Source organism: Kribbella flavida DSM 17836 (assembly GCF_000024345.1).
Taxonomy (GTDB): domain Bacteria; phylum Actinomycetota; class Actinomycetes; order Propionibacteriales; family Kribbellaceae; genus Kribbella; species Kribbella flavida.
In genome coordinates this window covers 6,430,234-6,455,369 of the sequence record NC_013729.1, presented here as the reverse complement: position 1 = coordinate 6,455,369, position 25,136 = coordinate 6,430,234, and the positions used below count along the sequence as shown (strand labels likewise).

21 protein-coding genes are annotated in these 25,136 nt (G+C 71.1%); 9 read left to right on the top strand and 12 right to left on the bottom strand.

All coding sequences use genetic code 11. The annotated features are described in order from the left end of the window. Positions 1-18: 18 nt before the first annotated feature. Complete coding sequence (gene guaA / locus KFLA_RS29825) at positions 19-1,575, top strand: glutamine-hydrolyzing GMP synthase (protein WP_012923567.1); 1,557 nt, start codon at positions 19-21, stop codon at positions 1,573-1,575. A 76-nt stretch (positions 1,576-1,651) separates the two neighbouring features. Here the strand turns inward: guaA and cpt are convergent, their stop codons facing one another. From cpt to KFLA_RS29805, 4 genes are all read right to left on the bottom strand, one after another. Continuing rightward, entirely contained in the window at positions 1,652-2,206 is a 555-nt protein-coding gene (gene cpt, locus KFLA_RS29820) for a chloramphenicol phosphotransferase CPT (protein WP_012923566.1), read from the bottom strand. Between the two features lie 279 nt (positions 2,207-2,485). Further along, positions 2,486-2,860, bottom strand: a complete 375-nt coding sequence (locus KFLA_RS29815) for a hypothetical protein (protein ID WP_012923564.1) — start codon at positions 2,858-2,860, stop codon at positions 2,486-2,488. A 77-nt stretch (positions 2,861-2,937) separates the two neighbouring features. Then, positions 2,938-5,589, bottom strand: coding sequence for a hypothetical protein (locus tag KFLA_RS29810; RefSeq protein WP_012923563.1), 2,652 nt, complete (start codon positions 5,587-5,589; stop codon positions 2,938-2,940). Beyond that, a complete protein-coding gene (locus KFLA_RS29805) occupies positions 5,586-7,349 on the bottom strand; it encodes an HSP90 family protein (protein WP_012923562.1) in 1,764 nt (587 codons plus the stop codon). Before KFLA_RS29805 ends, KFLA_RS29810 begins: the two co-directional genes overlap by 4 nt. Positions 7,350-7,483: 134 nt before the next feature. Between KFLA_RS29805 and KFLA_RS29800 the strand changes: the two genes are divergently transcribed. Continuing rightward, a complete protein-coding gene (locus KFLA_RS29800) occupies positions 7,484-8,446 on the top strand; it encodes an endonuclease/exonuclease/phosphatase family protein (protein ID WP_012923561.1) in 963 nt (320 codons plus the stop codon). A gap of 12 nt (positions 8,447-8,458) precedes the next feature. On the opposite strand, the gene KFLA_RS29795 is transcribed toward KFLA_RS29800, so the two are convergent. Further along, on the bottom strand, positions 8,459-9,259 hold the full coding sequence (locus KFLA_RS29795; RefSeq protein ID WP_012923560.1) for a TetR/AcrR family transcriptional regulator: 801 nt from the start codon (positions 9,257-9,259) through the stop codon (positions 8,459-8,461). Positions 9,260-9,383: 124 nt separating this feature from the next. Between KFLA_RS29795 and KFLA_RS29790 the strand changes: the two genes are divergently transcribed. Continuing rightward, positions 9,384-10,223, top strand: coding sequence for an NmrA family NAD(P)-binding protein (locus KFLA_RS29790; protein WP_012923559.1), 840 nt, complete (start codon positions 9,384-9,386; stop codon positions 10,221-10,223). Between the two features lie 46 nt (positions 10,224-10,269). Beyond that, positions 10,270-11,487 (top strand): Rv2578c family radical SAM protein, encoded by a 1,218-nt coding sequence (locus tag KFLA_RS29785; protein WP_012923558.1) that lies wholly within the window; start codon positions 10,270-10,272, stop codon positions 11,485-11,487. A 34-nt stretch (positions 11,488-11,521) separates the two neighbouring features. Here the strand turns inward: KFLA_RS29785 and map are convergent, their stop codons facing one another. Continuing rightward, entirely contained in the window at positions 11,522-12,289 is a 768-nt protein-coding gene (gene map, locus KFLA_RS29780; RefSeq protein ID WP_012923557.1) for a type I methionyl aminopeptidase, read from the bottom strand. A 349-nt stretch (positions 12,290-12,638) separates the two neighbouring features. Between map and KFLA_RS29775 the strand changes: the two genes are divergently transcribed. Continuing rightward, entirely contained in the window at positions 12,639-13,619 is a 981-nt protein-coding gene (locus tag KFLA_RS29775) for a CapA family protein (RefSeq protein ID WP_237706893.1), read from the top strand. Positions 13,620-13,679: 60 nt separating this feature from the next. Beyond that, positions 13,680-14,228, top strand: a complete 549-nt coding sequence (locus tag KFLA_RS29770) for a 23S rRNA (adenine(2058)-N(6))-methyltransferase Erm(C) (RefSeq protein WP_012923555.1) — start codon at positions 13,680-13,682, stop codon at positions 14,226-14,228. 58 nt (positions 14,229-14,286) lie between these two features. Here KFLA_RS29770 and KFLA_RS29765 read toward each other — a convergent pair whose 3' ends face one another. Genes KFLA_RS29765 through KFLA_RS29755 form a run of 3 tightly spaced genes read right to left on the bottom strand, consistent with a single transcriptional unit; the run spans position 14,287 to position 18,961 of the window. Further along, on the bottom strand, positions 14,287-16,023 hold the full coding sequence (locus KFLA_RS29765) for an ABC transporter ATP-binding protein (protein ID WP_012923554.1): 1,737 nt from the start codon (positions 16,021-16,023) through the stop codon (positions 14,287-14,289). After that, on the bottom strand, positions 16,020-17,741 hold the full coding sequence (locus KFLA_RS29760; protein WP_012923553.1) for an ABC transporter ATP-binding protein: 1,722 nt from the start codon (positions 17,739-17,741) through the stop codon (positions 16,020-16,022). The genes KFLA_RS29765 and KFLA_RS29760 overlap by 4 nt, the downstream gene beginning before the upstream one ends. Before the next feature lie 44 nt (positions 17,742-17,785). Further along, positions 17,786-18,961 (bottom strand): DUF418 domain-containing protein, encoded by a 1,176-nt coding sequence (locus KFLA_RS29755; RefSeq protein ID WP_012923552.1) that lies wholly within the window; start codon positions 18,959-18,961, stop codon positions 17,786-17,788. A 185-nt stretch (positions 18,962-19,146) separates the two neighbouring features. On the opposite strand from KFLA_RS29755, the gene KFLA_RS29750 reads away from it, so the two are divergent. Continuing rightward, a complete protein-coding gene (locus tag KFLA_RS29750) occupies positions 19,147-20,115 on the top strand; it encodes a glycerophosphodiester phosphodiesterase family protein (RefSeq protein ID WP_012923551.1) in 969 nt (322 codons plus the stop codon). Here KFLA_RS29750 and KFLA_RS29745 read toward each other — a convergent pair whose 3' ends face one another. Together KFLA_RS29745 and KFLA_RS29740 are read right to left on the bottom strand one after the other, a co-directional pair. Further along, positions 20,116-21,387 carry a M48 family metallopeptidase gene (locus tag KFLA_RS29745; protein ID WP_012923550.1) on the bottom strand — a complete coding sequence of 424 codons (1,272 nt, stop codon included), beginning with the start codon at positions 21,385-21,387 and terminating at the stop codon, positions 20,116-20,118. Between the two features lie 146 nt (positions 21,388-21,533). Next, positions 21,534-21,863: a PspC domain-containing protein gene (locus tag KFLA_RS29740; RefSeq protein WP_012923549.1), complete on the bottom strand. Its 330-nt coding sequence runs from the start codon at positions 21,861-21,863 to the stop codon at positions 21,534-21,536. A gap of 143 nt (positions 21,864-22,006) precedes the next feature. Between KFLA_RS29740 and KFLA_RS29735 the strand changes: the two genes are divergently transcribed. Continuing rightward, positions 22,007-22,345, top strand: coding sequence for an MmcQ/YjbR family DNA-binding protein (locus KFLA_RS29735; RefSeq protein ID WP_012923548.1), 339 nt, complete (start codon positions 22,007-22,009; stop codon positions 22,343-22,345). Positions 22,346-22,673: 328 nt separating this feature from the next. Further along, entirely contained in the window at positions 22,674-24,299 is a 1,626-nt protein-coding gene (groL, locus tag KFLA_RS29730; RefSeq protein ID WP_012923547.1) for a chaperonin GroEL, read from the top strand. A gap of 129 nt (positions 24,300-24,428) precedes the next feature. On the opposite strand, the gene KFLA_RS29725 is transcribed toward groL, so the two are convergent. Beyond that, positions 24,429-24,998 carry a DinB family protein gene (locus KFLA_RS29725; protein ID WP_012923546.1) on the bottom strand — a complete coding sequence of 190 codons (570 nt, stop codon included), beginning with the start codon at positions 24,996-24,998 and terminating at the stop codon, positions 24,429-24,431. Between the last annotated feature and the right edge of the window lie 138 nt (positions 24,999-25,136).

The window sequence follows — 25,136 nt, the reverse complement described above, 5'->3', positions numbered from 1 at the left end:
CACCGATACGCTTTGCGGGTGACCGCAGCAGAGCATGACCTCGTTCTCGTCGTCGACTTCGGCGCGCAGTACGCGCAGCTGATCGCGCGCCGGGTGCGCGAGGCGAAGGTGTACTCCGAGATCGTGCCGCACTCGATGCCGGTCGAGGAGATGCTCGCCCGTCACCCGAAGGCGATCATCCTGTCCGGCGGACCGCAGTCGGTGTACGCCGAGGGCGCGCCGCGGGTGGACTCGTCGCTGTTCGACGCGGGCGTGCCGGCGTTCGGGATCTGCTACGGGTTCCAGGCGATGGCGCAGACGCTCGGCGGCGACGTCCGGCGCACCGGGCTGCGCGAGTTCGGCCGTACCCCGGTCTCGGTGAACGCGGCCGGCACGCTGCTGGCCGGGATCCCCGCCGACTTGAACGTGTGGATGTCGCACGGTGACGCCGTGCACGCGCCGCCGGCCGGGTTCGAGGTGCTGGCCGCCTCGTCCGGGGCACCGGTCGCCGCGTTCGAGGACCTGAGCCGCAAGCTGGCGGGCGTCCAGTGGCACCCGGAGGTGCTGCACTCGCAGGCCGGGCAGGCCGTGCTCGAGCACTTCCTCTACGACATCGCCGGATGCTCCGGCGACTGGACCACGTCGAACGTGGTCGACGAGCAGGTCGAGCTGATCCGTCAGCAGGTCGGCGACAAGCAGGTCCTGTGCGCGCTGTCCGGCGGGGTCGACTCGGCGGTGGCTGCGGCGCTGGTGAGCAAGGCGATCGGCGACCAGCTGACCTGTGTGTACGTCGACCACGGGCTGCAGCGCGCCGGTGAGTCCGACCAGATCGAGAAGGACTTCGTCGCCGTCACCGGAACCCGGCTCGAGGTCGTCGAGGTGGAGCAGCAGTTCCTGAGCGCGCTGGCCGGCGTCACCGACCCGGAGCAGAAGCGCAAGATCGTCGGCCGGGAGTTCATCCGGACCTTCGAGGCGACCGCGCGCAAGCTGGACGCCGAGCGGCACATCGAGTTCCTGGTTCAGGGCACGCTGTACCCGGACGTGGTCGAGTCCGGCGGCGGCACCGGCGCGGCGAACATCAAGTCCCACCACAACGTCGGCGGGCTGCCGGACGACCTGCAGTTCAGCCTGATCGAGCCGCTGCGCACGCTGTTCAAGGACGAGGTTCGCGAGCTCGGCCTGGCGCTCGGGCTGCCCGAGGCGATGGTCTACCGGCACCCGTTCCCGGGGCCCGGTCTGAGCATCCGGATCGTCGGCGAGGTGACCAAGGACCGGCTGGAGATCCTCCGCGCGGCCGACCTGATCGCCCGCACCGAGCTGACCGCGGCCGGGCTGGACCGCGACATCTGGCAGTTCCCGGTGGTGCTGCTCGCCGACGTCCGCTCGGTCGGCGTCCAGGGCGACGGCCGCACCTACGGTCACCCGATCGTGCTCCGCCCGGTCACCAGCGAGGACGCCATGACCGCCGACTGGGCCCGGCTGCCGTACGAGGTGCTCGAGAAGATCTCCACCCGGATCACCAATGAGGTCGACGAGGTCAACCGCGTCACGCTGGACATCACCAGCAAGCCGCCGGGCACCATCGAGTGGGAGTGAGCCCGGGAGGGGCCTGGTCGCTGCTTGACCGGCTCTGCCCGCGCTGAGGTTCGTCGTACCGGGCTGGCCTTGCCGGCTAGGTGACGACGTGCGCGGCGATGGCGTGGGCGCAGTCGAGGGACTCGGTGGTGCCGGTGTCGACCTCGACGTCGTACACCACGCCTTCGTGAACGATCGTCGCCTGCGAGGCGGCCATGCCGCGGGTACGGTCGCCGCGGGCGATCTCGCGGCCGGCAGCGATGTCGGGGGCACAGCGCACGCCCACCCAGAGGACCTCGAGTCCCTCCAGTTGGATGCGGACGCGTTCCTGGGAGGCCGCGCCGCCGAGGAAGACGTCGTCGAGGATGACGCGTGCGCCGGCGCGAACCATCGCGGCGATCCCGGTCAGCCAGGCGGCCTCCAGCGCGCGCCACTGCTCGCCGACCACCACCTCGCCCTGCTCCCCGAACCCGATGCCCGAGCCGCCGTCCACCAGCGCGGGCGGCATCGCGTCGACCAGGTCGTCCACCCCGAACCCGAGCCACGGCTGCGGCAGCACCGCCTTCAAGCACCGGACGATCCCGGTCTTGCCCGAGCTCGACCCACCGTTGAGCACGATCACCTGGGTCCCCACCGACCCGCCATCCGTCATCACCGGCACACGCTAACCGCGGCCGGCCCCGCTCCGCCGCTGGTTATTCGACGGCGCCGCGTTCCCGACGGCGACACAGCTCGCCCAATCGCGGACACCGCCCGCGAACCCACAGGCCCAGGTACGCGAAGCCGGCCGCTGCGTAGGTCCACGCGATCGCGGTGCCCAGGACGTCGCTGAACAGCGCCATCACCCCCATCCCGCCGATGAGGATCGCACTGGCCCACCACTTCGGCGCAGGCTTCTGCGCTCCAGCTCAAGCTGGTCCGTCGGCCGGCGTCATCGGTGGTCCTGCCGGCTCGCGAGCCGCTTGGCCGCGACCGTGAAGGTCGTGCCGACGGCCAGACAGAAGGTGATCAGGCCGACGGCTATCCACCGGCCGGGGCCGTTAGAGCTTCGGAGCGCGGCGGTGGTGAACATGCCGCAGATGATCAGGAGGACGACCCAGAGGTAGACCATCCGCCAGCGCGGGATCGACTGCGGCGGAGTCCAGCCGGGACTTCGGAAGTGACGGACGAGCAGTACGCCCATGCCTGCGTTGAGCAGGGCGCTGGCGCCGGAGAGTCGGTTGCCGTCGATCAGCAGCAGTACTCCGCCGGACAGGCAGAGGGCGATGCAGACGACGGCAAGCACGGTCCAGCGTTGGCGGTTCACTCGGCTCCTCCAGGTCTTTGGTGCTCGTATACCCGGAGTGTCGCGTGCGCAGTCAGCCAGTTGCAGTTTGTTGCAGCTCAGGAGGCAGCCAGGCGGGCTTCCAGCGCTTCGGCTTCCTGTGGGCGGTTGAGGATGCGCAGGCGATCGGCGAGCAGGTAGCCGGTGCGGTGGTACTGCGGATGGCCGGTGGGCAGGGAGGCGAAGATCGCGGCGAGGGCGGTCTCGTCGGTGGTGCTGTGCTCGGCGAGCAGGAGCCGCGCGTTGAGCAGTTGGTCCTCGAAGCCGCCGCGTTCGTAGTACTCGGCGGCCTGGGTGGTCTCGGCGACGGCGCTCTCGATCTCACCCTGCTGCAACGCCAGCATGGCCCGGTCCCAGTGCAGGCCGGCGCTCTGGAAGATCACCGCCTCGTCGGCCGACGGCAGTGCGTCGAGCACCGCGCGGGCTCGGTCGAGCAGACCGGGGATGAGCCCGAACTCCCCGGCGTACCGGGCGGACTGACCGGCCAGGCGGAGCGCTGACACGTACTCCAGCGGCTGCTCGGCGGTCTCGAAGTACTCAGCGGCAGCCAGGAAGACGTCGATCGCCTCCTTGTCCCGGTCGAGGCGTTCGAGCAGGGTGCCCTCGTCGCGCTTGGTCAGGCCGAGCCAGTGCGGGTTCTCGTCGTCGGGTGCTTCGGTCAGCAGCGCGCGAACCTGGGCCAGCGCCGACTCCAGCTCACCCAGCGCCCGGTAGGCATCGGTGAGCACGCCGCGCGTCTCGACCAGCAGGTTCGCCAGCTCGGGGTCCCGCAGTACAGGCAAGGCCTCTTCAGCCGTCTCGGCCGCCTCCAGCGCGCGGCCGGTGAACAGGTACGCCTTGGCCAGCTCCAGCCGGCACATGGCGATGTGCACCTCGGCATCCGGCGTCCCGACGGCGAGCGCGATGGCCTCCTCCAGGTCACCCACGGCCTCGGCGGGACGCTGCAGCGCCAGCCGGATCCAGCCCCGCTGGCGATACGCGAACGAGCGTGGCAACAGCTCGGCCGTCGCCGTACCAGCCGTCGCCGCCTCCTCCGCTTCCTCCAGCCGCTCCAAGCTCAGCAGCAGGTTGCACTGGAGGATGCCGGCGCCGGACTGAAGATCCCGATCCGTGTCCGGCCGGCTCCGCAGCTCCGTCAGCTCCTTCAGCGACTCCTCAGCCCGGCCGGCCTGGGCCAGTATGGTCGCCAGCGAGTACTGCCACCCGCCGCGACGCCGAGGCTCGTCCTCCTGGATCAGGCGGCGCAGCGGTTCCTCACCGGTCGCGAGGCCTTCCTCCAGATGCCCCTGCTCGCACAGGACCCGCCCGATCCGCCCGCGGTCGCGCAGTACGCGGATCTCTTCGCCCAGCTCGGCGTAGAGCGTCAGAGCCTCGCGCCAGGACTCCAGCGCGACCTCAGGGTCTTCCATGGCAGCCAGTCCGCGCCCGTCGAGCAGCCTGGCCCGGTCGAACGGCGTACGGTCGCTCTCCGGCACCTCCTGCTCGAATGCCTGCCACGCGGCGATGGCCTCCGTACGCCGGTCCGTCTGCCAGGCCTCTTCCGCACGGTCCAGCCAAGCCCGTCCGGAGCCTTCCGGCAGCGGCATCACCGGCGCCGGCTGCGGCTGCACCTGCGCCCGCGCGTGCGCCCGGCGCGCGGTCTCCGACAGCGGCAGATACTCGACCCACGGCTCGGCAGCGAGGGCTTTCCGGACCTCGTCGCTCTGGTGCGTCGTCCCGTTGCGCCGGTCGAACTGCTCAGCCAGCTCCAGTGCCTGCTGCGCCAACTCCTCCGCGAGCTGGCCGGACCGGACGTCCTCGGACGACTGGGGCCGGCGGACGAGCAGATCCACCCGGCTCAGCGCGTACGACGCGGCGACAGTGAACTCCATCGTGGCCAGGGGGCTGGGGGACTCGTCCAGCTCCGGCAGGTGGCGCTCGACCAGCTCGACAGCGCGGGGGAGGTTGCCGGTCCGGGCGCAGAAGCGGATGTGGTCGGCGTACGCGCTCAGCTCGCCCGGCTGGTTGCGCAGAATCCGGTAGGCCCGCCGATGCGCGTCCACCGCCTCGGCGTACATGCCCTCGGCAACGTACGCCGGAAGCAGCGCGGTCAGCATCTGCTGCGGCTGCTCGTTGCAGGTCAGCTGCCCGTCCAGTACGCCGACCGCCTGCGCCACCGCCTCGGCCGTCCGGCCGGTCGCTGTCAGGTGCTGCACCTTCTGGGTCGGGTCGCAGCCGATGCAGTCCGACAGCTCGTCGCGCGGTGAGGTCGACCAGAGCCGGAAGTGCTCGGCCGCCGCGTCGGTGTCGCCGACGTGCGCGGCCACCAGCCAGCGGTGCTGGTGCACGGCGTGCAGGCTGTACCCGCCGACGCGCCACCGCCGCTCCATGTCGTCCAGCACGCCGTACGTCTGGTCCAGCGGCACCTCGGGGAACTTGGTCAACGTGCTCGGCGCGTACTTGAAGCACCAGAAGAACGTGTGCGAGTGCTGCTGGTACTTCGCCGGGTCGGCGTCCCAGTCCGCCACGCACCGGGCGAACGGCACCAGCGACTTGCGCGGCTCCCCACCCATCACGTACGCCGTGACGAGCGCGAGCCGGGCGAAGAACGCGAGCTCCTGGTCCCCGGCGGCGTCGGCCCGCCGCACCACGTCCTCCAGCAGCGCCGACCGCGCCTTGCCGTACGGCGTGCTCTGGGCTCGGCTCAGTCGCTCGACCAGGTCGTCTGTCATCGCGTCGGGTCCTCCGGAGTAGGAACGGCCTGGTCCAGCAGACCGAGGAACGACCTGTTCACCAGTGCGGAATCCGCCGGGCCGATCGGGTGGTAGCCGAGCATCAGCGCGTGCCCGTACAGGCCTTCGACCGCCAGCCGGGCGAGGTCCGGATCGCTCAGCGCGGCCATCCGGCGTACGAGCGGGCTGCGGTGGTTGAGCACCAGCTGCGGACGGGTGTCGTCGTGGGTGTCCAGTGCGCCGAGCACTTCGGACCACAGCGCGTCCGCACGGCTCCTGGTGGCGCGCAGCTCGGTGGCGAACTGCGCGGACCGGTCGACCAGGTAGATGGCCGACAGGCTCGCCGGGTCGAACGCGCGAACGACCACCTCGCAGCCGACCGGGTCCAGCGCCTCCTGGGCCAGCCGGACGAACGGGCGCAGCTCCAGCTCGGTCTGCGGGTCCAGGCTGTCGAAGCTGGTGCTCAGCTCGGTCGGATCGAACCTCTGCGTGGTCAGGCCGGGTACGACGTCGGGCAGTCGCGCGAGCAGCTCCGCGTCGTAGGTGTAGCCGCCGTTGACGATGGTCAGGTTCTGCGCCGACGCGACCGCGGCCAGTTGGCGGAACTCCTCGATCGTCCCGACGTACCGGATCGTGCCGCGCAGCTCGTGCAGCTCGGCGGCGGTCATCCGGCCGTGGTTGGTGTCGAACTTCAGCCAGCGGTGCACCAGCCGCAGCATCTCGTCGTCGTGCAGCGCCAGCGCCTTCACGCCGAGTTGGTGGATGCCGAGGAACCGGTCCAGCTTCTGCGGGTCGGTGCTGCCCAGCCGGACCATCCAGCCGCGCAGCTGTTCGCCGAGCGCCTCGCGGGTCGCCTCGAGGAAGACGTCGTCGAACAGCGCTTCGCGACTGGCCGTCGGGCGCAGCTCGGAGGTGTCGATCACCGCACGGACGAAAAACGCCCAGTCGGGCAGCAGCCCCTCGACCCCTTCGGCGAGCAGCATCCGCTTCAGGTAGACGCGGTGGGTGGCGCGCTCGGCCGGGTTGGCCGCGAACGGCAGCACGAACGCGACACCGGTCAGCCCGGCGGCCGGGTTGTTCAGCGGGATCACGTCGAACGGCGTGAAACCGAGCTGGTCCTGCGCGTAGCCGACCAGGTCGGCGCGGCCGTCGCCCTCCCACGGCGCGACGCCGTCGGTGACCCGCTCGCCGTTGACCGTGATCTCCAGCGGCAGCAACGCGCCGAACAGCTTGACCAGCTCGACCACGGTGGCGGTCTTGAACCACTGCTCGGCGCCGCGCCGGGCCCGCAGCGTGACCGTCGTACCGGTCTCGGCGCGGTCGGGCGCCTCCGCGATCGTGTAGCGGCCGTCGGCGGTCCCGTTCCAGCGGGTGGTCGGGCCGTCGGCCGGCCGGGTCACCACCTCGATCTCGTCGGCCACCATGAACGCCGACAGCAGCCCGATCCCGAACTGGCCGAGGAACTCCGTCCGGGCGAACCCGATCTCGTCCCGCTTCGAGCTGCGCCCGATCGTGGCCAGCAGCTCGCGCACCTCGTCCGGCCACAGCCCGATCCCGGTGTCGCTGATGCTCAGCCGCTGGTCGTCGACGGCGAGCGCGACCAGCCCCGGCGCCTCCGGACTACCCGCCCGCCGCGCCGTGATCGCGTCCACCGCGTTCTGCAGCAACTCCCGCAGGTACACCCGCGGACTGCTGTACAGGTGATGACTCAACAGGTCGACCACACCCTGCAGATCCACCCGGAAGTTCTCGCTACCCATCCCCAGCCCTCTCCTGCCCCGCTCGCGCCAAACGCTACGCCATCGGTGGTTCCGCGCAGCCCGGCTCGGACTGGTGACCCGGAGTGGGCGACGGCGTACGGTGAAAGCCTGTGCTGGAGCCTGGGGAGGACTCGATGGCGCTCACGGTGGGGACCTTCAATCTGAACAACCTCTTCGACCGGTGGAACTTCGCCGGCGCGGTGGAGGTGCTGGCGCAGGGGTCGAGCACGGTGCCGGCGACCTACACCTTCGACGACGAGCACCGGCGGCGGCTGCAGCTGGACGGGCGCGGCAAGCTGCTGGTGTCCAAGCCGGCCGCGGACACCGACCGGATCGCGCAGCGGCTGCTCGAGGCCGACGTGGACGTGTGGGTGGTGCAGGAGATCGAGAACGTCGACGTGCTGCGGGAGTTCAACCGCGAGCACCTGAACGGCGCGTACCGGCACGTGATGGTGATCGACGGCAACGACGCGACCCGGTTCATCGACATCGGCATCCTGTCCCGGCGGCCGATCGGCGGGGTGACCAGCTACCAGCGGGTCTTCCACCCCGACCTGCCGTCGCGGCCGGTGTTCTCCCGCGACCTGGTCGAGGTGGAGATCCTGGACGACCGCGGCCGCAAGCTGCTGACCGTGTTCGGCACGCACCTGAAGTCCAAGTTCGTCGACTTCACCGTGCCCGACCCGGCCGCCGCGGCCGCCGAGTCCGACCTGCTGCGGACCCGGCAGGCCGAGACGATCACCCGGATCATCGCGAGCCGGATGAGCACCCGCCAGCGGTACCTGCTCTGCGGCGACATGAACGACGTTCCCGGCTCGCCCACGCTCGCGGCGTTCGAGCAGGCCGGGCTGGTCGACGCGCTGCGCACGCCCAAGGAGGTCGGCGCGGTGAAGACGAAGGTCGAGCTGCCGACGGACCCGGCCTGGACGTCGACGTTCAAGGCGTCCGGCCAGCCGCGCAGCTTCGACCTGATCGACCAGATCTGGCTCAGTCCGGCACTTGCCCCGAAACTGACCGCGGCCTGGATCGGCCGCCGCCGCAAACTGGCCCGCGACGGCACCGACCACGACCCAGCATGGATCTCGCTCGACATCTAGAACAGCGCGGTACTACGCGCCGGCGGCGATCCCGTCGAGCAGCCGGGTGAGACCGAAGCGGTACGCCTCGGCGGTGACCTCACGCGTGCCGCCGCCGTAGGCCCGGCCGTCCGCCTCGGCGTTCCAGACCGCCGTCATCGTCGGGTAGCGCTCGACGTCGAAGTAGATCTCCCAGAGGTCGTACCGCTCCTGCCACCAGGCGTCGTGGGTCTGGCCGGTGCTGCGCTCCAGCGCCTCGCTCGCGGCCTCGCCGCCCGCCGCCGAGTCGACGTACGTCGTGATCGCGAGCGCGGCGACGTTGGCTCGGTCCGGGGGCAGGCCGAGCGCGAACATCGTCGACAGCAGGTACTCGCGGCCCGCCAGCATGCCCGGACCGACCGGCGGCCGGACCATCGAGATCCCGGCCAGCCACGGGTGCCGATGGAACATCGCGCGCGTCTCGTCGGAGTACAGCTCGACCTGAGCCCGCCAGCCAGCCGGCCGCTCGTCGCCGGGACCGGGCAACCGGCGCTCCAGCAGCACCTGGTCGACCATCAGGTCGAGCAGCTCTTCCTTGGACGGTACGTAGGTGTACAGGGTCATCGTGCCGACGCCGAGCGCCTTCGCGACGTTGCCCATCGATGCGGCGGTCAGGCCGCGTTCGTCGGCCAAGGCGATCGCGGTGTCGACGACGGCGTCCAGCTGCAACGTCGGTTTGCGGCCCCGGGCCGGCTGGTTGCTCTGCTCGGCTGCTTGGCCGGGGCGGTGCTGGTTGCGCCAGAGCAGCGCGAGCGTGCGGTCGGGGTGACCGCCACCGCTGTGCTGCACCGTCATCCGCCCGTCCTCTCCGTCGCCGCATCCTACGAGCCGGCACGCTTCCGACAGCTCGCACGGGCAGGGTCGGAACATTTTCGTATACCCTACGAGAATTGGTGTCGGACGTGGAGGAGCTGACGGAATGGCGATTCTGGTGACAGGTGCGACGGGCAGTGTGGGCCGCCTGGTCGTGGACGAACTGGTGGCGGCCGGGGTGCGGGACGTCCGTGCGCTGACGAACAACCCGGCGAAGGCGGCGCTGCCGGACGGGGTCGAGGTGGCCCGGGGCTATCTCGGCAAGCCCGCCACGCTGCCGGCGGCGCTCGACGGGATCGACACGGTGTACCTGGCGCCGCTTCCGGCGTCCGTGGACGAGTTCGTCACCGCCGCGCAAAAGGCCGGGGTCCGGCGGGTCGTGGTGCTGTCGGGAGAGCCCGCGGAGTACGAGGCGCAAGGGGATCCGGCCGGCTGGCACTACTACAAGGTCGAGCGCGCGATCGAGCAGGGCGGCTTCGACTTCGTCCACCTCCGGCCGGGGCAGTTCATGAACAACACGCTCGACTGGGCGCCGTCGATCAAGGCCGAAGGCGTGGTCCGCGGCCCGTACGCCGGGGCGGTGCAGACGCCGATCGACCTCGGCGACATCGCGTCGGTGGCGAGCGTCGTGCTGCAGGACGAGAGCTACACCGGGCGGAAGCTGACGATGAGCGGTCCGGAGGCGCTGACCCAGCCGGAAGAGGTGGAGCTGATCGCGGCGGCGATCGGGCGGGACTTGCGGTTCGAGGAGCTCACGCCGGAGCAGGCCGTGGCGCGGTGGGCGCCGTCCATGGGGGAGGAGACGGCCGAGTGGCTGGTCGACGGGTTCCGGATGATGGCGGAGTACCGGATGACGCCGGAGCCGACGGTGCACGAGGTGACGGGGCGGCCGGCCAAGACCTACCGGGAGTGGGCGATCGAGAACGCCGACGCCTTTCGCGGCTAGCTGGGCCGGTTTGCGCGCACAGCGAACATGTGTTCGACTGTGATGCATGAGATGGGCGGGCCAGCAACTCGACGCGGAGGCCCCGGGCGCGTTGCCGGGGCTGGGGTCCATCGCGGGCCTGGTGCGGACCGTGACGACGCCGGAGTTCCAGGGCATCACCTTCCACGAGGTGCTCGCCCGGTCGGCGCTGAACTCGGTGCCCGGCTCCGGGATGCCGTTCAACTGGACGGTCAACCCGTACCGCGGCTGCACCCACGCCTGCCGGTACTGCTTCGCCCGGCCGACCCATCGCTACCTCGAGCTGGACCAGGGGCTCGACTTCGACCAGCAGATCGTGGTGAAGACCAACGTCGCCGAGGTGCTGCGACGGGAGCTGGCCCGGCCCTCCTGGCGCGGGGAGCAGGTTGCCCTGGGCACCAATACCGATCCGTACCAGCGGGCCGAGGGCCGGTACCGGTTGATGCCGGGCATCATCGAGGCGCTGGCGTCGTCCGGCACGCCGCTGTCGATCCTGACCAAGGGCACCTTGCTCCGCCGCGACCTGGAGCTGCTGCAGGCCGCGGCCGAGCAGGTGCCGGTGGGAATCGGGGTGTCGCTCGCGCTGGCCGACGAGGAGCTGCGTCGCATCGTCGAGCCCGGCGTACCGTCGGCGCGTGGGCGGCTGGATCTCGTGCGTGCGGTCCGGGAGGCGGGTCTGCCCTGTGGCGTGATGGTTGCGCCGGTGCTGCCGTGGCTGACCGACTCGGCCGAGCAGCTGGACCATCTCTTCGGCGAGCTGGCAGCCGCCGGCGCGACCGGGGTGACGACGCTGGTGCTGCATCTGCGGCCCGGGGTGAAGGACTGGTTCATGAGCTGGCTGGCTCAGGAGCGTCCCGACCTGGTGAAGCGCTACGAGGCGCTCTACGCGCACGGCCCGAACGCCGCGCCGAGCTTTCGCAACGCCTTCGAAGCCAAGGTGCGCCCGTTGCTCACCAAGCACGGCTTCGGCGGTTCCCGTCACCGCGGCAGCCCGTCGCGCCGTTCGGTCGGCAACTCGGGCATCCGCAGCAGCCAAGGCATCGTCGAAGCGGCCGGCGAATCGTCGTCCGGCTGGGGCGAACCGATCACCCGGGACACCGAGCCGGCCGAGGCCTCGATCACCCGCTTCCAGGGCCCGGCCCGTCGCAGCGACCCGCATCCCTTGCGGTCCGGCGGAAGCCGCCGCCCCCGAGCCGCTCCGGTCCCACCGGTCGCGCCTGACTTCGACCAGCAACCGCTGTTCTGAGCTGCCTGCGGACGCTCCGCCCGCGGGGCAGCGGTCAGCGAAGGGTGAGGATCTGCGGGCCGTCCTCGGTGACGGCGACGGTGTGCTCGGCATGGGCGCCGCGCGTGTGGTCGGCCGAACGCAGGGTCCAGCCGTCGTCGTCGATCACGTAGACGCTGCCGGTGCCGTGCCAGAACCAGGGCTCGATGGCGAACACATGGCCCGGGCGCAGCTTGAGGCCGCGACCAGGGCGGCCGCCGTTCGGGATGTGAGGTTCCTCGTGCATGCGGCGGCCGATGCCGTGGCCACCGAAGTCCAGGTTGGTGCCGACGGCGGCCTGGTCACCGATCTCGCCGATCGCGGCGCCGATGTCGCCCAGCCGGGCGCCGGCAACGGCCGCGGCGATGCCGGCCGCCAGGGCGCGTTCGGTGGTGGCGATCAGGTCGAGGTCCTCCGGGCGCGGCGTACCCACGACGAAGCTGGTCGCGGAGTCGGCGCACCAGCCGTCGAGCGAAGCGCCGCAGTCGACGTTCAGCAGATCGCCGTCGGCGAGCCGGGTCCCGGTGGGCAAGCCGTGCAGCACGGCGTCGTTGACCGACGTGCAGATGACACCGCTGAACGGCGCCGGCGCGAACCCGGGCTGGTAGCCCTCGAACAGCGAGACCGCGCCCGCCGACCGCAGGACGTCCCGTGCGACCTCGTCGAGCTCGCACAGCGAGACGCCGACGGCGGCCGCCGTCCGGACCGCCGTGAGGGCCGCGGCGACCACCTTGCCGGCGGCGCGCATCGCCTCGATCTCCGTCGGTGTCTTCAAGTCGACCATCGGTTGCTTCCTCAGCCTCACGGGACAGATGTCGGCACTATGGCACGCGCACGGTCCGACCACGGCGGTCCAACTGATCCCGTCGGCACGGGGGTTCAACCTTTTGCCGGGTGGCAGCGTCTTGCAAGTGTCGGCCCGGTGCGGGTGGAGACCTGGGGGCGTGGAGATGCGTGGTTGGTACAGACGTCGGTTACTGGGGGCGGGGATGGCGTTCGCCGTCGCCGGGCTGGGCATGAGCGGGTGCGCGGACGTTCCGGGGCCTGGCGGACAAGCCGGAAAGGCTCCAGCCGGTCACAACTCCGGGGCTGGTTCGCAGCCGCCCGCGGATGCACCGCAGGAGATCAGCTTGGTGGCGACCGGTGACGTCCTGCTGCACGAACGTCTGTGGACGACCGCGCGCCACGACGGCAGCAACGGTGCCTGGGACTTCGCTCCTTTGCTGCGCGGCGTGAAACCCCTCGTTCAGTCAGCGGATCTCGCCGTCTGCCATCTCGAGACCCCGCTCGGCAGCCCGTACTCCGGCTACCCGCTGTTCCAGGGACCGCCGCAGATCGCGCCCGCGCTCAAGCAGACCGGGTACGACGCGTGCACGACCGCCAGCAACCACAGCTTCGACAAAGGGGCCGCCGGCATCGATCGCACCCTGCGCACGCTCGAGCAGGCCGGTCTGCGCCACTCCGGCACCGCCCGCACGCCGCGCGAGGCCGAGACGCCGACCGTCGTCGACGTGAAGGGCGTCAAGGTCGCTCTACTCAGCTACACCTACGGTTTCAACGGCATGCCCTATCCCGGCGGTGAGACCTGGCGGGCCGGCACGCTCGACCCGCACCGCATCAAGGCGATGGCGCGCAAGGCCCGGGATGGTGGCGCCGGCATCGTCGTGGTCAGTGCGCACTGGGGTGACGAGTACTCCGCCACGCCCAACCAGCAGCAGCGCACCCTCGCGGCGGAACTGCTTGCCGACAGCAACATCGACCTGATCCTCGGCCACCACGCGCACGTGGTCCAGCCGATCCAGCAGCTCAACGGCAAGTGGGTCGTCTACGGCCTGGGCAACCTCGTCGCCGCGCACCGCACTCCGGCCGCGCGGAAGGCCGAGGGCCTGCTGGTCCGGTTCACCTTCCACCGGGACGGTGATCGCTGGCGCGCGGCGGCACCGCAGTACGCGCCCTTGCTGGTCACCGACACCTTGCCGGTCCGCGTGCTCGACGTACGGCGTGAGCTGGCGAAGCCCGGGGTGCCGGCGGCGACCCGCAGCCGGCTGCAGCTGGCCGAGCGGCGGACCACCGCAACCGTGCAGCAGTTCACCAGCGCGCCGAAAACCCTTTGAGCGCAGGACCGGTCGCCGTCTAGGGTCGCACCATGAGTACGTACTTCGTGATGGTTCGCCGTGTCCGGGTCCGGTCCGGCGAGGGGTGCCTGGGGATGGCATCCGCTCGATAGTCGTTGGGCCCAACGGGTCGTCGACGCCGCCGGGGTTCGTCCCGGTGACCTGGTGCTCGATGTCGGAGCCGGACTCGGCGCGCTGACCGCGCCGCTGGTCCGGGCCGGCGCCGACGTGGTCGCCGTGGAACTGCATCCGCACCGCGCCGACAGGTTGCGTCGCCGGTTCGCGGACGCGCCGGTCCGGGTGGTGCGCGCCGACGCCGCCGATCTGCGGTTGCCGACGCGACCGTTCCGGGTGGTGTCGAGCCCGCCGTACGGGATCTCCACCGAGCTGCTGAAGAGACTGCTGTCACCGCGTTCGCGGCTGGTGTCGGCGGATCTCGTGCTGCAGCGGCAGGTGGTGAACCGGTGGGTCGACGGCCGCGCTCCGGGTCGTGCCCGCTGGAGCCGGTACTACGACACGTCGATCGGGATCCGCCTTCCTCGCAAGGCCTTCACCCCACCTCCGCATGTCGATTCAGCGGTCCTGCGCATTCAGCGGACCACGAGATAGAAAGCCGACCGGGCCCGCTTCTCAGAGGTGAGAAGCGGGCCCTTCGTGCTGTGCGCGCTCAGCCGTGCCAGGACTTCCACAACGCGGCGTACGAGCCGTCGCGGGCGACCAGTTCGTCGTGGCTGCCGAGCTCGCTGATCCGGCCGTCCTCGACGACGGCGACCCGGTCGGCGTCGTGCGCGGTGTAGAGCCGGTGCGCGATCGCGATCACCGTCCGGCCCTCCAGCACCGCCGCCAGCGACCGCTCCATGTGCCGAGCGGCCCGCGGGTCGATCAGCGAGGTCGCCTCGTCCAGGACCAGCGTGTGCGGGTCGGCCAGCACCAGCCGAGCCAGCGCGAGCTGTTGGGCCTGCGCCGGAGTCAGCGCGAGCTGGCCGGAGCCGACCCGGGTGTCGAGCCCGTCCGGCAACGCCTCCGTCCACTCGCGCGCGTCCACGGCGTCCAGCGCGGCCAGCAGTCTCTCGTCGTCGGCGTCCGGTGCGGCCATCGACAGGTTGTCCCGCAGCGTGCCGACGAACACGTGGTGCTCCTGGGTGACCAGCGCGACCTGCCGGCGCAGCTCGTCCAGCGGCAGGTCGGTCATCCCGACACCGCCGACGCTGACCGAACCGGTCCGCGGCGGGTGAATGCCGGCGACCAGCCGGCCGAGCGTCGACTTGCCCGCGCCGGACGGACCGACCATCGCGATCCGCTCGCCGGGCTGCACGGTGAGGTTCACGCCGTGCAGCACGTCGCGGCCGTCGACGTACGAGAAGCGCACGTCGCGGGCCTCGACCAGCTCGCCCGCGGGCTGCTTGCCCGACGGGCTCCGGTCGTCCGGGACGTCGGTGATGCCGAGCAGCCGGGCCAGCGCGGCGCCGCCGGACTGCAGCTCGTCCATCCAGGAGATCAGCCGGTCCACCGGGTCGATCAGCTGGTTGACGTAGAGCACGCCGGCCGTGACCGCGCCCAAGGTGACGTGCCCGTTGATGTGCAGCCAGCCGCCGAACAGCAGCGTGCCGACCACCGGCACCAGGTAGCCGACCTCGACGACGGGGAACCACACCGTGCGCAGGTGCAGCGTGTAGCGCTCGGCGTCGTACGAACCGCGGATGTCGCGATCGGTCCGCCGGACGCGCTCCTCGGAGCGGCGCAGGGCCTCCACCGTGCGGGCGCCTTCGACGGTCTCGGCGAGCGAGCTCGTCATCTGCGCGTACGCCGCGTTCTCCCGCAGGTAGCCGTCCTTGGCGCGGCGCAGGTACCAGCGTGTGCTGATGGCCAGCACCGGCACCATCGCCAGCAGCGGCAGCAGGATCCAGACCCCGACCAGCAGCGCGGCCGCGACGGTGAACAGCACCGTGACGAACGCGATGATCGTCTCCGGCACCGCGAACCGCACGGTCCGCGACAGCGTGTCCACGTCCCGCGAGGTGCGGGACAGCAGGTCGCCGGTGCCGGCCCGCTCGACCGTGCCGATCGGCAGCGCGAGCGCGTCGTCGACGAAGTCCTCGCGCAGCTCGGCCAGCACCTGCTCGCCGAGCGAGAAGGACCGGAAGCGCGCCCAGCGGGTCAGCAGCGACTGCGCGACCACGAACACGGCGACCAGCAGGATCACCTGGTTCACCGCGGCGGCTGTCGTGCCGCGCTGGACGTCCTCCACCAGGCCACCGATCAGCCGCGGCGCGGCCAGCCCGGTCGCCGCGGCCAGGGCGTGCAGGCCGAGCGCGATCAGCAGGGGACGCGGGTGCCGGCGGGCCAGCCGGCGGGCGTGCCGACGGACCTGGGCGCTGTCGGCGACGGGCAGGGTCTGCCTCATGCGAGCACCTCCTCGTCCTCGGTCTGCCGGGTCACGGTCCTGCGGTACTGCGGTTCGGTGTCGAGCAGGTGCCGGTGTGCTCCGGCGGCGACCACTCGGCCCTCGGCGACGAAGACGACCTCGTCCACCCGGTCGAGCAGCAGCGGACTGGAGGTCAGTACGACGGTGCTGCGGCCGGCCCGGTACTCCCGGAGTCGGTCGGCGATCCTGGCCTCGGTGTGCGCGTCCACCGCGGAGGTGGGCTCCACCAGCACCAGCACCGACGGGTCGGCCAGTAGGGCGCGGACCAGGATGAGCCGCTGCCGCTGGCCACCGGAGAACGACCGGCCCTTCTCCTCGACCTCGGAGTCGAGCCCGTCGGTCAGCGCGACCAGCACGTCCTCGGCCGAGGCCGTGCGCAGCGCTGCCATCAGCTCCTCGTCCGTCCGGCGTCCGTCCGGGTCGAGCTCTTCGCGCAGGGTGCCGGTGAACATCTGGGCGGCGGTGTCGCTGACCAGGATCCGCGCCCGCACGTCGGCCCGGGTCGCGCTGGCCAGCGTGACTCCGCCGTACCGGACCTCGCTGGTCTCGTCGTACCGGCCGAGGCGGTCGGCGAGCAGGGCGGCGCGGTCGGGCTCGGCGGAGACGATCGCGGTGAGCAGGCCGTCGCGGGCGCGGATGCCGGAGACCGGGTCGACCAGGTCACCGCGCTCCGGCAGCCGGACGGGCTCGGCCGGATCCACCACGTCGGGCGTCAGCTCGAGCACGCGGACCACCCGGCGGCCGGCGACCAGCGCGCGCATCAGCTGGTTCGCCATCTCGGTCGCTGTCCGCAGCGGCAGCACCAGGAAGGTGGCGTAGCCGTAGAACGCGACCAAGCTGCCGGCGCTGAGCTCACCGCGGATCGCGAAGTGCGCGCCCAGCCCGACCACGGCGACCACGAAGATGCCGGGCAGCAGCACCTGCGCGGCATCCAGCACCGACTGGATCCCGGCCACCTTGACCCCGGCGCCGCGGACCCGCTGCGACTCGGCCCGGTACCGCCGGGAGAACGAGTCCTCGCCGCCGATGCCGCGCAGGACGCGCAGACCGGCCACGATGTCGGAGCCGAGCGAGTTCAGCTCGCCGACCGCCTCGCGCTGCGCGAACTGGCGCTTGTGCAGCGGGCGCAGCATCGGGCCGAGCGCGAACAGCATCAGCGGGACACCGATCAGCACCACCAGGCCGAGCGTGGTCGACGAGGACAGCAGGATGGCCGCGACCACGCCGAAGGCGACGATGGCGCCGGCGAACCGGGCGGAGGTCTCCAGCACGTTGCCGATGTAGGCCAGGTCGCCGGCACCGACGCTGACCACCTCGCCGGTGGCCAGGTGCTTGGGCAGCGTGGCGCCCAGGTCGGCGGACTTGCGGGTGACCACCTGGACCGTGCGGTAGGCGCCGCTCAGCCAGTTCACCACCGCGAACCGGTGCCGCATGATGCCGGCCAGCGCCTGCAGCACGCCGACCGCGAACAGCACCGCCGTCCAGCGCAGCAGCCGCTCGGTGTCACCGGCCGCGATGCCCTCGTCGATCGCCTTGCCCAGGATCGCCGGGATGAACGCCTGCGCGCCCATCCAGAGAATGCCGAAGGCCATGCCGCCGAACAGCGTCGCCTTCTGGCCGCGCGCCACCCAGAGCAGGTAACGCGCCGCCGAGCGGTGGTCAGGTGTGCCGGGATCGGCGAGGGGAAGTTGTTTCATAGCCGTTTCAGGCTAGGCGCCCGCACCGACAGAAAGCATGTGGTTTAACGGCCGCCGGCGCGGTACGTCAGCCGGCGGAGCAGAACCTCCAACGGGCCACGGTGGCCGGCCCGACGCATCCAGTCGGCCATCAGCACGGTGAGCGCCCAGGTGCCGACGGCCAGCGGCACCGTCTGCCACAGCGCCATCCGCGGACCCAGGTCGAGCAGGTAGGGAAAGAAGGCGATCGCCCAGACCACCGACTGGCTGACGTAGCAGGTGAGTGACCGCTGTCCGGTGGCCTGCAGGGCCGTGACGACCCGTCCTCGCTTCGCTCGCAAGGCCCACAACGAGATCAGTGCCGCGTACGCCGGTCCGCCCGCGACCCCGGTCAGCGAGTGCAGCACCGCGGCCGGTACGACGTCCGTCGCGCCGCCGTGCAGGATGCCCGAGGTGTAGAGCGCGAGCGGGACGCCGCCGAGCACTGACACCGGGATGCCGATCAGGACCATCCGGCGTAGCAGGACGAGGTGCTGCTCGGGCTGCTCGAACAACCGGATCCGCGCGGCCCAGATGCCGATCAGGAAGGCGCCCGCGGCGGTCAGGGCCAGTGCCGGAGCACTGACCAGGATCGCCACCGCCCGGGTGAGCATCGCCACCAGCGGGTTGTGCTCGCTGGCCCAGGGGTAGAGCGTGGCCATGCCCTCCGGACTGACCGGAGCGGACAAGGCGCCGTACAGCGCCGCGCCGACAACGGCCCAGACTCCGGCCCACACCAGAAGCCGCTTGCTGCTGCTGCGAACGGCTGGGACCAGCAGCACAGCCAGGATGCCGTAGGCGGCGAGGATGTCCCCGTAGTACAGGAGAACGGCGTGCAGCACGCCCAGCACGATCAGCCAGCGGCCGCGTCGGCGCAGGAGCGCGCGGGCGTGTTTCCACGACCGGCCGTTGATCTCCTGACGGCGGTAGACCTGGACCATGCCGTAGCCGAAGAGCGCGGCGAACAGGGTGTACGAGCGGCCGTCCACCAGGGTGGTCTCCGCGAACGAGACGACCTGGTCCGGCAGCGTCGAGGCGATCGGTGTGTTGCGGATGGTGCTGACGCCGTCGGGGTGCAGGAAGCCGTGCGTGTTGGCCAGGGCGATGAACAGCAGCAGGAGCCCGCGGGCCAGGTCCGGCCCGAGAGCCCGCGCGCCGACGGAGGTGGGCCCGCCGGCGGCCGGGGCGGTCGTCTGGGTCATGCCGCCGACGCTAGGACGTGCCGGCGGGCGATGCGTCCGTCTTCGGTCTCGCCGCCCGCGTCTTCGGTATCCACCTTCGGTGATCCGCCGTGCGCCGATCGTGTCCGCCGGGGCATCAGGAGAGCTTCACTTTGCGTTGGGCAACGAGTTCCCCGGCCGCCACCTGGTCCGCCTGTCCTGGAACCATGCAGGTCATCGCGCACAGGGGAGCGAGCGGGTACCGCCCGGAGCACACGCCGGCGGCGTACCGCCTGGCCGCGGCGCTGGGCGCCGACCACCTCGAACCGGACCTGGTCGCCACGCTGGACGGCGTCCTGGTGGCCCGGCACGAGAACGAGATCTCCGGCACCACCGACGTGGCCGACCACCCGGTCTTCGCCGACCGCCGGATCACCAAGATCATCGACGGCGAGGCCGTCACCGGCTGGTTCGTCGAGGACTTCACCTACGCCGAGCTGTGCACGCTGACCGCGCGGGAACGGATGCCCGCCCTGCGCGCCGCGAACACCGCGTACGACGGGCGGGAGCGGATCCCGACCTTCGACGACGTGGTGGCGCTGGCCCGGCAGGAGTCGGCCCGGCTGGGTCGTCCGATCGGGGTGGTGCCCGAGATCAAGCACCCGGCGTACTTCCGCCGGCTGGGGCTGCCGCTGGAGGAGTTGCTGGCCGAGCGGCTGACGGCGCTCGGGCTCGGCCCGGACGAGGCGATGGTGCAGTCGTTCGAGCCGACCAGCCTGCGCCGGCTCGCGGTGATGACGAACGTGCCGCTGGCCCAGCTGGTCGACGCCGGGGGCGCGCCGAACGACTTCCGGCGTACCGGGGACGGCCGGACGTTCGCCGACCTGCTCGGACCGGCCGGGCTGCGCGAGATCTCGACGTACGCGCAGGTGCTGGCGCCGCACAAGGACCTGGTCGTCCCGCGGACGCCGACCGGCGCACTGGGCGAGCCGACCCGGCTGGTGGAGCAGGCGCACCGGGCGGGGCTGGGGGTGTACGTCTGGACCTTCCGGGCCGAGCGGCGCTTCCTGCCCACCGGTCTGGACCTGGCCGGCGAGCTGGCCGCCTTCGCCGCGACGGGCATCGACGGAGTCTTCGCCGACCATCCGGACATCGCCGCCGCCACTGTGAGCCGCAGGACCGCCCTCAAGGTCTGACTACTGGGCCAGTTCGGCCCGCAGCTCCTTCAGTACGTGCTCGGCCGCGGGCACCAGCTCGCGGTCGACGGCGCGGTTCTCGTTCAGCCCGAGCACGACGCGGGCAGTCGTGGCAGGACGCGTACGGATCAGCCGCGCCCGCAGGTACGTCGGTGGGTGGCTGGAGTCGGTCCGGATCTCGCGCAGGCGGCTCAGCCGCAGCCGCCGCTCGATCTCCCGCTGTGGCACCTCGGTCACGGCCCGCCGGACCACTTCCAGCGGTTCCAGCTCCTTCTCGAACCGCAGCGCGCGCTCCAGCGCCCGGTACGCCGTGTCCGCGAGCAGGCTGCGCTCCAGCGCCCAGGCCGCGGCGTCCGACCCGGCGATCTCACCCGACCTGCGGTCCGCCAGGTACTCCGCACGCTGGTTGCTGCGCAAGCTCACCCGCTCCAGCAGCCAGGTGTAGCCACGGACGACCGGGCCGACGATGCTGTTGATCACTCTGGAGAGGTGCCCGTTCGAGTGGGTGGCCCCGATCGCGGCTGCCATGTCCAGGCGGTACTCGTCCATCGGCTGGTTGCTGAAGACCTCGTTCAGCTGCCGGAGGACGGACTCGGCCGCTCCAATCACCCAGCCGTGCCGCGCGTCGCCGTTCTTGCCGTGCCCCAGCTCGTGCGCCAGGACCGCGACACGCTCCTGCGGGCTCAGGGTCGCCCACAGCGACAGGCCGAGCCCGATCACCGGCTGGAAGCGCCAGCCGACCCGGCCGAAGGAGATGTTCGGCTCGGCGTCCACTGCGACCGCCACCACGGGCGGAGTTCCGACGACGGTGGCGATCTCGTCGAGCAGGGTGAACAGCACCGGCGCCTCGTCCCGCTGGACGACGTACGCGTCGGGCGGCAGGTGGGTCGCTCGCGGCCTGAGGAGGAGGGCGACGCAGAAGGCGATCGCGGCGAGCGGGATGCACAGCCACAGCGGGCGGTAGAACACCAGGAGGGCGATGCCGGCGAGAAAGCTCAGCAGCGGTATCAGCAGCAACAGTCCGGCCAGTCCGTACGCCGCGAGCCGCGCAGCGTCCCATCCGGGGCGGTGCAGCTTGCCGCGCTCCAGCTCGCGGTACAGGGTGTCGGCGAGCGCGTGCTCCAGACGCTGTCGCCAGGCCGGGTCCTGCCGGTCCGGCGGGTTCGGGTCGACGTTCCAGTCGCACCGGTCGCACCAGGTCACGTGCCCGCGGTCGACGCGGAGCTGCTGGGCGCATTGGGGGCAGCGAATCACCCCTGCATCGGTCTGCACCGCAGCAGTGTGCCAGGGCAGCGGTGTTCTGGTCGCGAACCTAGTGTTGCGGGTTGGCCAGCACGGCAGCAGTGTGGTGGTGCGGGGGCCGGCGCTGGGCGCCGGCCGGTGACCGCTACTCCTTCACTGCTGCCGTGGCGAGCGGGTCACGCGGCCGGCGGCTTCTCGTCGTAGATCCGGGCGGCGATGTCCGCCTCCGGGGTCGGCTGCGGCTGGGGCTGCTGCGGCTGCTGGGTGCTCTGCCAGACCGCCTTGCCGTCAGCCTCCGGCATCACGATCCAGGCGGCCACGTAGCCGAGCAGGGCGCCACCGCCGGTGATCAGGGTGAGCCCGACGATGCCCAGCCGGACCAGGGTGGCGTCGATGTTCAGGTACTCCGCGATGCCGCCGGAGACTCCGGACAGCATCCGCTGGTCGCGCGAGCGGCGGAGGGTCTTGCCGGACAGGTTCGAGAAGGGTGCGCTGTTGTTCGTCATGTCTCTACTGTGCTGCCCGGAGGCCGCCCGGCACATCGGGATCGGTACCGACTGACCCCTGACCCGACCCCTGGCCGTGGGGGATCGCCGCCCCTGACGACTTATGGACCGGAACTGTCGGTCCGGGGAGTTAGCTTCGCGGTATGGACGCGAGGGCGGTGCAGGACCTGGTGCTGCGGTTGCCAGGGGCGGAGGAGCACGAGGGCTGGGCCGGTCAGCCGGCGTACAAAGTCCGGAAGAAGGGCTTCGCCTACCTGTCGGAGGACGAGTCGACGCTCTTCCTCAAGGCGTTGCGCGAGGAGCAGCAGGCGATGATCGCCGAGAATCCAGAGGTGTACGCGTCCTGGTGGGAGTCCGGCCGGTTCGGCTGGCTGTCGATCGACCTGGCCGGTGCCGACGACGAGGAGGTCGCCGAGCTGATCACCGAGGCGTGGCGACTGAACGCCCCGAAGTACCTGATCGCCCAGCTGGAGCCGGAGTGAGCCCTACACCTCGCGGCGCACCAGGACCCAGCGCGCCTACGTCGTTCCAGCGGTTCGGAGTGGCCGCAGAGACGTCGAGCGTCACGCTCGCAGCGCAACGCCCGGCGGGCCTGGCCCGGCTTGCACTCGCTGGGGTCGAGTGCTAATACTTGGTTAGCACTCACTGGGCGAGAGTGATAACCAGCTTGCCCGTTGAGTACGTACGAAGACGGCCTCGATGAGGCGCCGGAGACGGGGCGGGACGTGACCGCCGCGACGCCGGTGCCGTCCGTCGCGGGCATCCGGCCGGCTGAACCACCAGAACTCGACGCGGGAGGACTCGCGGAGAATGCCCAAGCTGATTTCTTTCAACGAAGAGGCGCGCCGCGGCCTCGAGCGGGGAATGAACACCCTCGCCGACGCCGTCAAGGTGACGCTTGGCCCCAAGGGCCGCAACGTCGTCCTGGAGAAGAAGTGGGGCGCCCCCACGATCACCAACGACGGTGTCTCCATCGCCAAGGAGATCGAGCTCGAGGACCCGTACGAGAAGATCGGGGCCGAGCTCGTCAAGGAAGTTGCCAAGAAGACCGACGACGTCGCGGGTGACGGCACCACCACCGCCACCGTGCTGGCCCAGGCTCTCGTCCGCGAGGGTCTGCGCAACGTCGCCGCCGGCGCCAACCCGATGGGCCTGAAGAAGGGCATCGAGAAGGCGACCGAGGCCGTCAGCGAGCAGCTGCTGGCGCTGGCCAAGCCGGTCGAGACCCGGGAGCAGATCGCTGCGACCGCCTCGATCTCGGCCGCCGACACCCAGGTCGGCCAGATCATCGCCGAGGCGATGGACAAGGTCGGCAAGGAAGGTGTCATCACCGTCGAGGAGAGCAACACCTTCGGTCTGGAGCTCGAGCTCACCGAGGGCATGCGCTTCGACAAGGGCTACATCTCGCCGTACTTCGTGACCGACACCGAGCGGATGGAAGCGGTTCTCGACGACCCGTACATCCTCGTGGTGAACAGCAAGATCTCGAGCATCAAGGACCTGGTCCCGGTGCTGGAGAAGGTCATGCAGACCGGCAAGCCGCTGGCGATCATCGCCGAGGACCTCGAGGGCGAGGCGCTGGCGACCCTGGTCGTGAACAAGATCAAGGGCACCTTCAAGACCGTCGCCGTCAAGGCGCCGGGCTTCGGTGACCGCCGCAAGGCCATGCTGACCGACATCGCCATCCTCACCGGCGGCCAGGTCATCTCCGAAGAGGTCGGCCTCAAGCTCGACACCGTGGACCTGGAGCTGCTCGGCCAGGCCCGCAAGGTGGTCGTCACCAAGGACGAGACCACCATCGTCGAGGGCACCGGCGACGCCGACTCGATCCAGGGCCGGGTCAACCAGATCCGCGCCGAGATCGAGAAGTCGGACTCCGACTACGACCGCGAGAAGCTGCAGGAGCGGCTGGCCAAGCTGGCCGGCGGCGTCGCGGTGATCAAGGTCGGCGCGGCCACCGAGGTCGAGCTGAAGGAGCGCAAGCACCGCATCGAGGACGCCGTGCGCAACGCGAAGGCGGCCGTCGAGGAGGGCATCGTCGCCGGTGGTGGCGTCGCGCTGCTGCAGGCGTCGGTGAAGGCGTTCGAGAAGCTGGAGCTCGAGGGCGACGAGGCGACCGGTGCGCAGATCGTTCGGCACGCCGTCGAGGCGCCGCTGAAGCAGATCGCCGTCAACGCCGGCCTCGAGGGTGGCGTCGTGGTGGAGAAGGTCCGCAACCTCGAGCCGGGTCACGGTCTGAACGCCGCGACCGGCGAGTACGTCGACCTGATCGCCACCGGCATCATCGACCCCGCCAAGGTGACCCGCTCGGCGCTGCAGAACGCGGCCTCGATCGCGGCCCTGTTCCTCACCACCGAGGCGGTCATCGCCGACAAGCCGGAGAAGGCCTCGGCCGCTCCGGGTGGCGCCCCCGACATGGGCGGCATGGACTTCTGATCCACCGAAGTCGGTAGTACCACGCACGACAGCGAAGGCGGTCCCGGGTCCCAGCCCGGGGCCGCCTTCTGTCGTGCTCAGGTGCCGGTGCTCAGGTGCCGGTGCTCAGGTGCCGGTGAGATCAGCCGGTCAGATGCCGTCCGGAAACTCTTTGTCCGGGTGGAGGACCGAGGGGGCGGGCGGCCGGTGGGCGGCGCGCAGCAGCCGGAGCTGGCCGATCTCGGCGGCGTTCTTCATCAGCTCGGCGTTCACCCAGGCGTAGAGATCGGCGTGACTGCGGCCTGACTCCGGCGACCACGGGAACGCCGCGGGCAGCGTCAGTCGGGAGGAGTCCTCGAGCACGACCGACCACTCGTCGCGCAGGTGGTGCATCCAGTCGCGGGTGCCGAGCAGGGTGCCGGGCCAGTGCACGTCGGTCCGGTGCGGCGGCACCGTCTGCCGGGCGTGGGCCAGCGCGACCGTCCACCACCACCCGATGTGCCAGCTGAGCCAGCCGATCGTCGGCACCGGGACCGGATCCAGCTCGTGGTCGGCCCAGTCGGGACGCCACAGCCCGTCCGGGTCCTGGTGGACCGTCCAGCAGAGCTCGGCCGGCTCCCACAGCAGGTCCTCCGGCACGAGCCGGTCCAGGTGGTACTCGAACAGCGACCAGGTCAGCTCGAACTGTCCTCGCAGGGTGCCAAGGTCCACTCCGGTCATCGTCACCCCGGGATCATCTCAGGCGCCGCCGTCAGTCCGGCCGGCGCGCAGTTCGGTACGGCGTACCGGGTGGCGGCGAATTCCCGGTGGACGCCGGGACCGGGTGCGGTCTAGTGTTCTGGCTGCGAGAACGACTCG